Raw genomic sequence first — 12,809 nt, forward strand, 5'->3', positions numbered from 1 at the left:
GCCCGTAAGGTCAGTCGATCTCGGCGGAGCTCTTCCAGAGATTGACGTCGGCGCCATTCGAAAGGGTCTCGATCTCGGCCAGTTCGGCGGCCGAGAAGTCGAGATTGTCCAGCGCCTTGACGCAATCGACGATCTGCGACGAGCGGCTGGCGCCGATCAGCGCGGAGGTGATGCGCCCGCCGCGCAGAACCCAGGCGATCGCCATCTGCGCCAGCGTCTGGCCGCGCTTCTCGGCGATCCCGTTGAGCTTGCGAATATTGTCGAGAATCTCCGGGCGGATGGATTCCGACTTCAGGAAGTGGTTCAGCGCCGCACGGCTGTCGCTCGGAATGCCGCCGAGATATTTTGCCGTCAGCAGGCCCTGCGCCAGCGGCGTGAAGACGATGGAGCCCATGCCGAGTTCGTCGAGCGTGTCGACGAGACCGTCCTCTTCGATCCAGCGGTTGAGCATGGAATAGCTCGGCTGGTGGATGATGCAGGGCGTGCCGAGGTCCTTCAGGATCGCGGCGGCCTCGCGGGTACGCTGCGAATTGTAGGAGGAGATGCCGACATAGAGCGCGCGGCCGGAGCGCACGATATGGTCGAGCGCGCCGCAGGTCTCTTCCAGCGGCGTCTCCGGGTCGAAGCGGTGCGAATAGAAGATATCGACATAGTCGAGGCCCATGCGCTTCAGGCTCTGGTCGCAGGAAGCGATCAGGTACTTGCGGCTACCCCACTCGCCATACGGACCCGGCCACATGTCGTAGCCCGCCTTGGAGGAGACGATCAGCTCGTCGCGCAGGTGCTTGAAATCGGTGCGCAGGATTTCGCCGAAGGCGGTTTCGGCCGAACCGGGCGGCGGGCCGTAATTGTTGGCGAGATCGAAATGCGTGATGCCGAGGTCGAAGGCGGTGCGGCACATGTCAACCTTGCGGTCATGCGGCGTGTCACCGCCGAAATTGTGCCACAGGCCGAGCGAAACCGCCGGCAGCTTCAGGCCGGAGCGCCCAACGCGGTTGTAGATCATCTTGTCGTAACGGTTGTCCGCCGGCTGCCAGGCCATGGTCAAATTCCTTATCTGAATCGGGATGTGTTTCGTACAGCCCGGATATGCCAGCCGGCAAGGGACATCCGCCCTCGCCGGCCGGTTGTTCGCAAGCTAGCGCAAGAGCGCCCGCGCTTCCTCGATGCCGAGCGCTTCCGGCTGGGTGCAGGTCGTCACGATATCGACGGCCTTGCCCTCCTCCGCCGAACGCAGGATCGCGGTCAGGACGTCGATCGTATGAAGCGAGCGGTCGAGCGAGCAGCGATAGTCACGACCGGTCGTCACCGCTTCCATCATGTCGGCAAGGCCGATGCCGCGGTAGTTGGCCTGCGTGCCCCAGTCGAACTGGTAGTTCTGCGCCGTCAGCGGATGATCCCAGACCTCCACTTCCTCGGGCTCGCGGTCATGGCCGGCCACTTCCACCTTGCCGCCGAAGAAGTTCGGGTCCGGCACGAAGAGCGCGCCGTCGGTGCCGTAGAGCTCCATGTTCTGGTGGCGATGCGCCCAGACGTCCCAACTCGCCATCAGCGCGATCTGGGCGCCATTCTCGAATTCGAGGATGGCGTGGATGTTGGTGGCGACGATGACCGGCACGGCCTGGCCAAGCCGCGGACCATTGCCGATGATGCGCTCTTCGCGCGCCTTGTTGGCGAGCGCCACGACGCGCTTCACCGGGCCGACGAGGTTGACGAGGTTGTTGACGTAGTAGGGACCGAGATCGAGGATCGGCCCGCCGCCCGGCGCGAAGAAGAAGTCCGGGTTCGGATGCCAGCTCTCCATGCCCGGCGACAGCACATGCGCCGTGCCCGACATGATCTTGCCAACCCTTCCGCTGTCGATGAGGTGGCGGGCGAACTGGTGCGAGCCGCCGAGATAGGTATCCGGCGCCGAACCGACCTTGAGACCCTTGGCGTCGGCGATGCGGCGCAGGTCCTCGCCCTGTTCGATGGAGAGAACGAACGGCTTTTCCGAATAGACGTGTTTGCCCGCCTCAAGCGCCGCCTTCGAGACGGGATAGTGCGCCTCAGGGATCGTCAGGTTGACGACGACGTCGACCGCCGGATTGGCGAGCAGCGCGTCGATCTCCTGTGCCTCCACGCCGAACTCTTCCGAGCGTGCCTTGGAGGCTGCGGGGTTGATATCGGCGCAGGCGACAAGCTTCAGGTTCCTGAACATCGGGATCAGCTTGAAATAAGCGCCCGAAATGTTGCCGCAGCCGATGATGCCGACTCCGTATTCCTTGCTCATGATGGTCAGTCCTCAGAATGCCTTGATGGTTGCGATCGAGCGGGTGGCAAGACGGGTGATGTCCTTGGGATTGTCATGCTCGACGATGAAGTGTTTTGCCGGCGTGCCGGCGAGCGCCTTGGCGAGATCGCCCCAGGCGACAGTGCCGTGGCCGACATCGGCCCAGCCGTCCTCGTCCGTGGCCTCGCCCTTCGGCGCGATATCCTTGACATGCACGGCGGTGATGCGGTCGCCGTATTTCTGGATCCAGGCGAACGGATCGGCACCGCCGCGGATGACCCAGGCGATATCCGCTTCCCAGGAAAGGTCCGGGCCACCGGCGAAGATATGGTCCTGCGGCACGGAGCCGTCCGGCAGCGCGAAGAACTCGAAATCGTGGTTGTGCCAGCCGAAGGTCAGGCCCGCCTTGCGCAGCGGCTCGCCGGCCTTCTGGAGGCGTGCGCCAAACGCGTGCCAGCCGGCGGCATCCGTTGGACGGTGTTCGCGCAGAAGATAGGGGCAATAGACCGCCTCGATGCCGAGCGTGCGGCAAATCTCGATGACGCGGTCCGGCTCGCCCTCGATCATGTCGAGGCCAAAATGGGCGGTCGGCATGGTGAGGCCGTTCCTGTCGAGATCGGCTTTCACCTGCTGGATCGCTGCATCGTCGAGCGCGGCATAGAGCGCGCCATAGCCCTCGACTTCCTTATAACCGGCATCGCCGAGGATGCGGAAAACTTCGGCGAAGGGCTGAAAATTGCGGGCGCTGTAAAGCTGGAAGCTGACGGTCTGCATTGTTGTCTCCTCGTATCAGTCTTGGGAAGTCTGGCAGGAATGAAGGTCGAGCCAATGGAATTTCGGAACGGCACCGCTTTCGGCGGGCGTGAAGATCACGGTCCTGCGCTCTCCGGCGGTGAGGTCGAAGGCGTTGTCCGACCAGCGGCCGGCGATGTCGGCCTCCAGCATGACATGCAGCGCAAGACCGCTTGCCGCGGCGGTGACGGCAAAGCGGCCATCGTCGCGCGGCGAAACATCAAGCGTCAGACCGGAAGCCTCGAGATCGAGCGCCTTGTAGGTGCCGGAGACATGGTGCCCCTCACCCTTCATGCCGTTCGAAGCCTCGAAGGACCAGAACAACAGCGTGTCCTCGGGAAGATCGGCGGCGAAGACGGAAAACAGCATTTCCGCCTTGTCCGGGCCGCAGACACCCTCGGCGCTGCGGTGCGGGCGCCGTTCACCGGTAAGCGAGACGAGCCAAGTGTCGAGCTTCACCGTGACGGTTTCGGCCGTGTCGTTGACGACGGAGAAGCCGATGGTCTCGCCGTCCTTCGACGGGATCGCGGCAACGGCGACGGGCTGGAAGAAGCGGCGCACCATATAGTGCATGGCCTTCCAGCTGCCGCCGTAATCGAGGCTCGACCAAGAGGCGACCGGCCAGGTGTCGTTGAGCTGCCAGTAGAGCGTACCCATGCAATGGGGTTTGAGCGAGCGCCAGTATTCGACGGCGGTGCGGATGGCGAGGCCCTGCTGGATCTGGCTCAGGTAGACGAAGCTCGGGAAATCCTTGGGGAAGCGGAAATAGCGGAACATGGTGCCGGCAATGCGCTCGTTGCCGCCGGCGTTCTTCTGGTGGCTCTCCATCACCGGCGACGCGATGTTCATGTCCTTCGTGTCCGCGAAGGTCTTCATGACCGGCATCGAGGTGTAGGACTGGAAGCCGAATTCCGAGCAGAAGCGTGGGCGCACCGTGCGATAGTTGTCGAACGATTTGTTCTCGTGCCAGACGGACCAGTAGTGCATGTCGCCGGAACCATCAGCATGCCAGGCGTCACCGAAATCGAGATAACCGGAGGCCGGGCTCGACGGCCACCAGATCGCACCCGGTGCGGCCTTCTTCATCGCAACTTCGATGGTGCGGTTGAGACGATCGTAGGAAACGAGGTAACGGTCGCGGTTCTCGCGGCTGACGTCAAACCAGGTCAGCGCGCCGACCAACTCGTTGTCGCCGCACCACAGAACGATAGAGGGATGCGAGGCGAGGCGCTTGACCTGATACTCGACCTCGGCGGTGACATTGTCGAGGAAATCGACGGTCGAGGGATAGAGGTTGCAGGCGAACATGAAGTCTTGCCAAACCATCAGGCCGAGCTCGTCGCAGAGATCGTAGAACCAGTCCGGCTCGTAGAAACCGCCGCCCCAGACGCGCAGCATATTCATGTTGGCGTCGACGGCCGATTGCAGCAGATCGCGCACCGCGACGGGGTTGATGCGCGACGGAAGCGCATCGGCGGGGATCCAGTTCGCGCCACGGCAGAAGATTTCGCGGCCGTTGACCTTGAGCGCAAAGCGGCTGCCCAGCTCATCCTTGTCGATCAGGAGTTCGACCTGACGCAGGCCGATCCGGCGCACCACCGTCTCCGTCGGCGTTTCGACGCGCACGGCATAGATCGCCTGCTCGCCATGGCCCTTCGGCCACCAGAGCGCCGGCTTCTCGATGCGGAACATGTGGGTGAGCTGCGTCTCGCCGGCATTGACGCCGATATCGAGCCGCACCCGCTCCTCGCCGAGCGCGAAATGCACCGGCAGGATGCCCGGCTGTTCGGCATGGAAGGTGGCGGTGACATAGAGATCGACGGCACCATCCGCATGGTGGAACTGCCGCGTCGTGACATGCTCGATGCGCGCGGCCTCCAGCTTGCGCAGGACGATCTCGCCATAGATGCCGAGCGGCGCAATCGCGATGTTCCAGTCCCAGCCGAAATGGCACTGCGGCTTGCGCAGCATGTTGCCGTTCGGGATCGGCGAGTTACCTGTGGACCACGGGATGAAGAAGGGCTGTTCCGACTGCCGCAGCGCGCCAGCCGTGACACTCGAATGGATCAGCACCTTCAGCGTGTTTTCACCGATCTTCAGCGCATCGGTGACATCGGGCCGATAGCGGCGGAAGCAATTGTCGGTGTCAAGCACCAGCACGCCGTTGACATAGACAGAGGCGACCGTGTCAACGCTGCCGATATCGAGATACCAATCCCCCTCCAGCATTTCGGGCGCGATCTCGAACGTCCGCTCGATAGCCCAGTCCTTCTCCGCCACCCATTGGATATCGCGCTCATTGCGGCCGGCATAGGGATCGGGAATGAGGCCGGCGGCGAGAAGCGCGCTGTGCACGTCGCCGGGCACCCGCATCGGCGCGGTCTTCTCCGCATCAGTGCTGGTGACGGTCCAGAGGCCGGAAAGATCGATGGAGGTGATGTCGGATGTGTGGGTCATGGCAGTATCTCGGCGGTTTCTCTAGCCGCGGGAAAATATGCCCCTCCGGCCGCATCGCCAGAGGGTTTTTCGCAGAAGTCAGGCTTAGATCCGCTCCTCCGTGCCCGCATCGAACAGCGAGGCCAGCCCCATGTCGAAGGAGAGCGCCACCGCCGTGCCGGGCTTGAAGCGCCGGGCGCCGGCGACGCGGACGGACAGGGTGTGACCGGCATGTTTCAGCCAGAGCAGATTGTCGGCCCCCATCGGCTCCTCGATATCGACGGTCGCCTGATGGGTCTCGGCCCCCGGAATATCCTCATTGACCTTCACATGCTCCGGACGCACGCCGAGCACGACCTTTCGGCCGGCCTGGAGCGCCTCACCGGCCACATAGCCGTCGAGCGAGAATTCGACGCCGTTCGCCGAAAGAGCCGGCTTGCCAGCCTTCTCGACGATCTCGCCACGCAGAAAATTCATCGACGGCGACCCGATGAAGCCGGCGACGAACATGTTTCTCGGCGCATTGTAGATCGTATTCGGATCGGCCAGCTGCTGGATGACGCCGCTCTTCATGATGGCGATGCGATCGGCAAGCGTCAGCGCCTCGATCTGATCGTGCGTGACGTAGATCATCGTGTTCTTGAGCGACTGGTGCAGCCGCTTGATTTCCACGCGCAATTCCGAGCGCAGCTTCGCATCGAGGTTGGACAGCGGCTCGTCGAACAGGAAGACATCGACATCGCGCACCAGCGCCCGGCCGATCGCCACACGCTGGCGCTGGCCGCCGGAAAGCTCGGACGGTTTGCGCTTCAAGAGCGGGCCGATCTGCAGGATCTCGGACGCGCGGGCGACGCGCTTGTCGATTTCCGCCTTCGGCATTTTGGCGACCTGCAGGCCGAAGGAGAGGTTCTTCTCGACCGTCATCTGCGGATAGAGGGCATAGGACTGGAACACCATGCCGATGCCGCGGTCCTTGGGCTCCTCCCAGGTGACGTTCTTGTTCTTGATGAAGATCTGCCCGCCGGTCGGCTCGAGCAGGCCGGCGATGCAGTTGAGAAGGGTCGACTTGCCGCAGCCGGACGAGCCGAGAAGCACGAGGAACTCGCCCTCCCCGATATCGAGATTGAGGTTTTCCAGCACGTTGACCGCACCGAAGCTCAACGAAAGGTCCTTGATGGAGACGGATTTCTGCATGGCTTAACCCTTGACTGCGCCGGCGGCGATGCCGCGAACGAACAGGCGTCCCGACACGAAGTAAACGAAGAGCGGAACCGCGCCGGTGAGCAAAGTCGCGGCCATGTTGACGTTGTATTCCTTCACCCCCTGCACGGAGTTGACGATGTTGTTGAGCTGCACGGTCATCGGGTAATATTCCGGCCGCGTGAACACGACGCCGAACAGGAAGTCGTTCCAGATGCCGGTGATCTGCAGGATCATCGCCACGACGAAGATCGGCAGCGACATGGGCAGCATGATGCGGAAATAGATCTGCCAGAACCCGGCGCCATCAATGCGCGCCGCCTTGAACAGCTCTTCCGGCAGGGACGAGAAGTAGTTGCGGAAGAGCAGCGTCAGGATCGGCATGCCGAAGATGGTGTGCACGATGACGAGGCCGGTCAGCGTGCCGTAGATGCCGAGTTCCCTGAGCACGATGACGATCGGATAGATCATTACCTGATAGGGAATGAAGGCACCGACGATGAGGATGGTGAAGAACAGGTCCGCACCCTTGAACTTCCAGTTGGCGAGCGCATAGCCGTTGACCGAGGCGACGAGGATCGAGATCAGCGTCGATGGCACGGTGATGCGCACCGAATTCCAGAAGCCGCGCGACAGGCCGTCGCAGTTGAGGCCGGTGCAGGCCGTCGCCCAGGCCTTGGCCCAAGGCTCGAAGGTCACTTCCAGCGGCGGCGAGAAGATGTTGCCGAGCCGGATTTCCGGCATGCCCTTGAGCGAGGTCACGACCATCACGTAGAGCGGCAGCAGGTAATAGAGCGCGGCGACAGTGAGCGTGCCGTAGAGCATGATGTTGCGGCCGGAAAAGGTGCGGCGCGGTTTGGCGCCACGCGGCTCGATGCCGGCTCTGGTGGCGGCGGCGAGCGCCGGGCCGGGCTTGATGGAAACGGTCTCAGCCACGCCTGCGTCCTCCGAATTCGAGATAGGCCCATGGCACGATGATGATGGCGACGGTGACGAGCATCATGGTGGAGGCGGCAAAGCCCTGGCCGAGGTTCTGGGCCTGGAACATGTAGTCATAGACATATTTCGCCGGCACTTCCGACGAGATGCCCGGACCGCCGCTCGTCTGCGCCACCACGAGGTCATAGACCTTGACGATGCCGCTCGCGATGATGACCAGCGTCGTGATGAAGACCGGGCGCATCATGGGAATGACGATGAAGAGATAGGTCTTCCACATCGGAATGCCGTCGACGCGCGAGGCCTTCCAGATGTCCTCGTCGATGCCGCGCAGCCCCGCGAGCAGCAGGCACATGACGAGCCCCGTGCCCTGCCAGAGGCCGGCGATCAGCACGCCGTAGATGACGATGTCGGAATTGTAGAGCGGATCGAAGGTGAAACTCATCCAGCCGAGCGAGCGCACGACGGACTGCACGCCGAATTCCGGGTTGAGGATCCATTGCCAGACGAGGCCGGTGACGATGAAGGACAGCGCGAAGGGATAGAGGAAGATCGTGCGAAAGGTGTTTTCGAAGCGGATCTTCTGGTCCATCAGCGCCGCCAGCAGAAAGCCCATCACCAGGCTGAAAACCAGCGTGAAGAAGCCGTAGATCGCCAGATTCTCGATCGAGATGATCCAGCGCGGTGCGCTCCACAGGCGTTCGTACTGGTCGAGACCGACGAACTTTGCACGCGGCAGCAGTTTTGAATTGGTGAACGAATAAACGACCGTCCAGACCGTGCCGCCGAGAAAAATGACGACGGCGGTCAACATCATGGGAATGGACGCAATCTTCGAACTGAGATTGCGCAGCAATTTACTGGGGCGACCGGTGTGTGCCTGGCCCGTCATGGGTCACTCCTCCTTGGTCTCGATCAGAGATGGCGACGCCCTCCTCATCGGGCGACGGAACCGGCCGGCAGAAACTGCCGGCCGATGTCACTGAAGTCTGATCACTCCGCCGAAGCGATGATGTCGGCGAAGCGCTTCTGGGCGTCCTCCGGCGTCATGGACGGGTTGGCGAAGAATTCGGAGAACAGGTCTTCCTTCTGCTTCTGGCTATCGGCCGAAAGCAGTTGGTCGGTGCCTTCGATCACATTGCCCTTGGCAAGGATGTCGAGGCCCTTCTTCATGCAGTCGTTGGCGGCGGCGAGGTCGACGTCGCCGCGCACCGGCAGCGAGCCCTTCTTCAGGTTGAAGGCGACCTGGGTGGCCGGCGCCAGGAGCGTCGAGGCCAGCACTTCCTGCGCCTTGGACTTCTCTTCATCCTTGAGCAGCGGGAAGTAGAAGGCATCGCCGCCCGTCGAGATGACTTCGTTCACGCCCAGCCCCGGAAGGCAGGTATAGTCCTTGCCGGCGGTCTGGCCGGCCAGTGCGAATTCGCCCTGCGCCCAGTCGCCCATGATTTGGCCGCCGGCCTTGCCGGTGATGACCATGTTGGTCGCCTGGTTCCAGTCCTGCACATTGGTGCCCTTGGACATGCGGCGGGCATCGTCGGCGGCCTTGAAGACCTTGCCGATATCGGCGCCGGCGGCGACCTCCTCGTCCTTGTCCTTGAAGACCTTGTAGTAGGTGTCCTTGCCGGCGATGGCGACCATCAGCACATCGAACGCACCGGCCGCCTGCCAGGGCTGGCCACCGACGGCGAGCGGAACGATGCCGGCCTTTTCCAGCGCCGGAGAGGCCGCGACGAACTCGTCCCAGTTCTTCGGAACCGCCACGCCCGCCTTCTCGAAGGCGGCGTTGGAAAGCCACAGCCACTGCCAGGAATGAATGTTGACCGGCGCGCAATAGATCTTGCCGTCGATCGTGCAGCTGTCGAGCAGGCTCGCCGGCTTGATGATCTCTTTCCACTTTTCCTTGGTCGCGACATCGGTGAGGTCGCGCATCAGGCCGGCCTCGACCAGTTCCTCGGCCTGACGGCCGTGGTTGAACTGCGTGGCTCCCATCGGGTCGCCGCCGGTGATGCGGCTGACCATGATCGGCCGGGCCGTACCGCCGGAGCCGGCGATAGCGCCGTCGACCCACTTGTTGCCCGTCGCGTCGAATGCCTTTGCGAGTTCTGCGACCGCCGCGGCCTCCCCGCCGGACGTCCACCAATGGGTCACTTCCAGATCGGTCGCATTGGCTGCGGCGAACGGCAGGACCACGGTCGCTGCCAGGACAGCAGCCATAGAGCGAATTTTCATGAGTTCTCCTCCCTCACTGAAACGTTGCCGGAAAAACCTAGTCCAATCGATTTAATCGCGCAACAGGGCCCGGACAATAAATGCGAGATTTCTTTCAAACGCCTGCTTTAAAAGCAATTTACCAACCGAAACTCGACCTCCGAAAGCGCAAGGCATTACACTTAAATAACTGAATTTAAACGAAATAATTCTTGATTATCAAACAGATTGACGGCACAACATTCGCAACTGCATAAATTATCGGTTTGCGGCGCAACACTTTGCTCAAACATCCACACCTGCAAATTTCAGGAAATTTCACCTCGACAAAACATCTGTATCGTTACAGATTTGTAGCAACCTTCGGGAGGGAGTAGCGGCCCGGGTTAAAAGATGTATAACCGGCCGCTCATATGGAGAGGTGCAGGCAGGGGATGGACAACAAGAAGAGCGAGGGCCAGGCGGCAGCGCTTCCGCACCCCAATGAACGGCCGACGCTGAAGACGATCGCCTTCATGACCGGCCTCGGCATCACCACCGTCTCCCGCGCCCTGAAAGATGCATCCGACATCAGCGCCGAGACGAAGGAGCGCGTGCGCCTCGTCGCCCGCCAGATCGGCTATCAGCCGAACCGCGCCGGCGTGCGTCTTCGCACCGGCAAGACCAATGTCATCAGCCTGATCCTCAGCCTCGAGGAAGAGATCATGGGCCTGACGAGCCCGATGGTGATCGGCATCTCGGAAATCCTCGCCTCGACGCAGTATCATCTGGTCGTGACGCCCTACCGCACCCAGGGCAATGCCCTCGATCCCGTGCGCTACGTGCTGGAGACAGGGGCGGCCGACGGCGTCATCATCTCCCGCACAGAGCCGAAGGACCCGCGCGTCGCGCTAATGATGGAGCGCAACTTCCCTTTCGTGACGCACGGCCGCACGGAAATGGGGCTCGTCCACCCCTATCACGACTTCGACAACGAGCGCTTTGCCTATGAGGCCGTGCGTAAACTCACAGAAATGGGTCGCAAACGGCTCATGCTGCTACAGCCGCCGCCCTACCTGACCTTCTACCTGCACATGCACGGCGGCTTCGAACGCGGCGTTCGCGATTTCGGCGCGACGGCCATTCCGTTCAACACCGTCAATCTCGACAACAATCTCGTCGATATCCGCAAAGCAGCCGAAACCCTGTTCAGCGGCCCGGATGCGCCTGACGGCATCGTCGCCGGCAGCGGTGGCGGTGCGGTGGCGCTCATCGCGGCGCTGGAGGCAACGGGCAAAAAGCTCGGCCACGACGTCGACATGGTCTCCAAGGAACCGCACATGTTCCTGCAATGGCTGAGGCCCGAGGTCGCGACCATGCGCGAGGATATCCGCCTCGCCGGCCGGGAACTGGCAAAAGCCGTCATCGCCCGCATCGAGGGCATCCCTCCCGAAGAGCTTCAGACGCTGAGCTACCCGATCCCGACGGAGCACATTTGATAGCAAAAGGCCCGGTCTCACGACCGGGCCTTTTCATTCTCAACCGTTAAGCCCGGAGCCCCACGGACCGTGATGGCTGTCGGCACCGTCGAGGCGGTCGAAACCGTGGGCGCCGAAGAAGTCGCGCTGGGCCTGGATGATGTTCGCGGTGCCACGGCCGCGGCGGTAGCTGTCGAAATAGCCGAGCGCCGAGGCGAGTGCCGGGACCGGCAGGCCATGCAGCGCGGCGGCCGAGACGACGCGGCGGAGCGCCGCGTCCGTGTCCTTGACCATCGTGGCGAAGGCCGGGGTGACGATGAGGTTTGCTGCGTCCGGTGCCTTGGTGAAGGCGCTGGTGATCTCGTCGAGGAACTGCGAACGGATGATGCAGCCGGCGCGCCAGATTTTCGCGATGACAGGCATCGGCAGGTTCCAGTTATATTCCTTCGAGGCGGCGGCCATCACGGCGAAACCCTGCGCATAGGCGCCGATCTTGCCGGCGAGAAGCGCGCTTTCGAGGTCCTTGATGAAGGCGGCCTTGTCAGCAACCGAGAGCGCCGGAACATCCGGCAGGCCGAGGATCTTTTCGGCCGCTTCGCGCTCGCTCTTGAAGGAGGAGATGGAGCGCGCGGCGACGGCGGCCTCGATGCCGGTTGCCGGCACGCCCATGTTCTGGGCCTCGATGGCGGACCATTTGCCCGTGCCCTTCTGGCCGGCCTTGTCGAGGATCATGTCGACCATCGCGCCCCCGGCGATCGGGTCCTTGGCGGCGAGCACCTTTGCCGAAATCTCGATGAGGTAGGATTCGAGGCGGCCCTTGTTCCACGCGGCAAAGACATCGGCAATCTCGGGCGCGCTCATCTTCAGGCCGTCGCGCAGGATGCCGTAGATTTCGGCGATCATCTGCATGTCGGCATATTCGATGCCGTTGTGGATGGTCTTGACGAAATGGCCGGCACCGTTCTCACCGAGCCAGGCGACGCACGGATCGTCGTTGTACTTGGCGGAGATCGAGGTCAGCACCTTTTCGACGCGTTTCCAGGAGGCTTCCGTGCCGCCGACCATGATGGACGGACCGTGGCGCGCGCCCTCTTCACCGCCGGAAACACCCATACCGATAAAGGTCAGGCCCGAATCCTTCAGCGCATCGAAGCGGCGCATCGTGTCGCGGAAGTTGGCATTGCCGGCATCGATCATGATGTCGTTGTTTTCGAGATAGGGACGCAACAGGTCCATCTGCTGGTCCACGGCTGCACCGGCCTGGATCATAATGATGATCGGACGCGGCGGACGGATGGCGGCGACGAACTCTTCGATCGTCTCGCAGGGCACGATCTGGCCCTTGAGGTCGCCGGCCTCCTCGTAGAATTCCCTGGTGCGCGCGACCGTGCGGTTGAAGACCGCGATCTTGTTGCCTTTCTCGGCAATGTTGAGCGCAAGGTTCGATCCCATAACACCGAGACCGATAAGCCCGATTTCCGCCTGTGCCACGTTCATACCTCCGT

General features: G+C 62.4%; 10 protein-coding genes. 1 reads left to right on the plus strand and 9 read right to left on the minus strand.

Features of this window, described 5'->3' with window-relative positions:
• Positions 1-10: 10 nt before the first annotated feature.
• The 8 genes from mgrA to ACOZK4_RS20140 all read right to left on the minus strand — a co-directional run bounded on the left by mgrA (position 11) and on the right by ACOZK4_RS20140 (position 9,868).
• A complete protein-coding gene (mgrA, locus tag ACOZK4_RS20105; protein WP_313528418.1) occupies positions 11-1,042 on the minus strand; it encodes an L-glyceraldehyde 3-phosphate reductase in 1,032 nt (343 codons plus the stop codon).
• A 96-nt stretch (positions 1,043-1,138) separates the two neighbouring features.
• Positions 1,139-2,272 carry a Gfo/Idh/MocA family protein gene (locus ACOZK4_RS20110; protein WP_421593433.1) on the minus strand — a complete coding sequence of 378 codons (1,134 nt, stop codon included), beginning with the start codon at positions 2,270-2,272 and terminating at the stop codon, positions 1,139-1,141.
• A 12-nt stretch (positions 2,273-2,284) separates the two neighbouring features.
• On the minus strand, positions 2,285-3,046 hold the full coding sequence (locus ACOZK4_RS20115; RefSeq protein WP_421593434.1) for a sugar phosphate isomerase/epimerase family protein: 762 nt from the start codon (positions 3,044-3,046) through the stop codon (positions 2,285-2,287).
• Between the two features lie 15 nt (positions 3,047-3,061).
• Positions 3,062-5,521, minus strand: coding sequence for a beta-mannosidase (locus ACOZK4_RS20120; protein ID WP_421593435.1), 2,460 nt, complete (start codon positions 5,519-5,521; stop codon positions 3,062-3,064).
• An 84-nt stretch (positions 5,522-5,605) separates the two neighbouring features.
• Complete coding sequence (locus ACOZK4_RS20125) at positions 5,606-6,694, minus strand: ABC transporter ATP-binding protein (protein WP_421593437.1); 1,089 nt, start codon at positions 6,692-6,694, stop codon at positions 5,606-5,608.
• A 3-nt stretch (positions 6,695-6,697) separates the two neighbouring features.
• Positions 6,698-7,525 (minus strand): carbohydrate ABC transporter permease, encoded by an 828-nt coding sequence (locus ACOZK4_RS20130; protein ID WP_409530378.1) that lies wholly within the window; start codon positions 7,523-7,525, stop codon positions 6,698-6,700.
• A 103-nt stretch (positions 7,526-7,628) separates the two neighbouring features.
• Positions 7,629-8,531, minus strand: a complete 903-nt coding sequence (locus ACOZK4_RS20135; protein ID WP_421593438.1) for a carbohydrate ABC transporter permease — start codon at positions 8,529-8,531, stop codon at positions 7,629-7,631.
• Positions 8,532-8,632: 101 nt separating this feature from the next.
• Positions 8,633-9,868: an ABC transporter substrate-binding protein gene (locus tag ACOZK4_RS20140; RefSeq protein ID WP_313528430.1), complete on the minus strand. Its 1,236-nt coding sequence runs from the start codon at positions 9,866-9,868 to the stop codon at positions 8,633-8,635.
• A gap of 413 nt (positions 9,869-10,281) precedes the next feature.
• Between ACOZK4_RS20140 and ACOZK4_RS20145 the strand changes: the two genes are divergently transcribed.
• A complete protein-coding gene (locus ACOZK4_RS20145) occupies positions 10,282-11,325 on the plus strand; it encodes a LacI family transcriptional regulator (protein ID WP_421593440.1) in 1,044 nt (347 codons plus the stop codon).
• Between the two features lie 39 nt (positions 11,326-11,364).
• On the opposite strand, the gene gndA is transcribed toward ACOZK4_RS20145, so the two are convergent.
• Positions 11,365-12,795: an NADP-dependent phosphogluconate dehydrogenase gene (gene gndA / locus ACOZK4_RS20150; protein ID WP_421593441.1), complete on the minus strand. Its 1,431-nt coding sequence runs from the start codon at positions 12,793-12,795 to the stop codon at positions 11,365-11,367.
• Between the last annotated feature and the right edge of the window lie 14 nt (positions 12,796-12,809).

The organism is Shinella sp. M27, from assembly GCF_049199905.1.
GTDB lineage: Bacteria > Pseudomonadota > Alphaproteobacteria > Rhizobiales > Rhizobiaceae > Shinella.

Coding starts and splice junctions, on each gene's coding strand:
- ACOZK4_RS20120 (WP_421593435.1), bottom strand. CDS start 5,521: ATGACCCACACATCCGACATCACCTCCATCGATCTTTCCGGCCTCTGG.
- ACOZK4_RS20130 (WP_409530378.1), bottom strand. CDS start 7,525: ATGCTCTACGGCACGCTCACTGTCGCCGCGCTCTATTACCTGCTGCCG.
- ACOZK4_RS20115 (WP_421593434.1), bottom strand. CDS start 3,046: ATGCAGACCGTCAGCTTCCAGCTTTACAGCGCCCGCAATTTTCAGCCC.
- ACOZK4_RS20125 (WP_421593437.1), bottom strand. CDS start 6,694: ATGCAGAAATCCGTCTCCATCAAGGACCTTTCGTTGAGCTTCGGTGCG.
- ACOZK4_RS20110 (WP_421593433.1), bottom strand. CDS start 2,272: ATGAGCAAGGAATACGGAGTCGGCATCATCGGCTGCGGCAACATTTCG.
- ACOZK4_RS20135 (WP_421593438.1), bottom strand. CDS start 8,531: ATGACGGGCCAGGCACACACCGGTCGCCCCAGTAAATTGCTGCGCAAT.
- ACOZK4_RS20145 (WP_421593440.1), top strand. CDS start 10,282: ATGGACAACAAGAAGAGCGAGGGCCAGGCGGCAGCGCTTCCGCACCCC.
- mgrA (WP_313528418.1), bottom strand. CDS start 1,042: ATGGCCTGGCAGCCGGCGGACAACCGTTACGACAAGATGATCTACAAC.
- ACOZK4_RS20140 (WP_313528430.1), bottom strand. CDS start 9,868: ATGAAAATTCGCTCTATGGCTGCTGTCCTGGCAGCGACCGTGGTCCTG.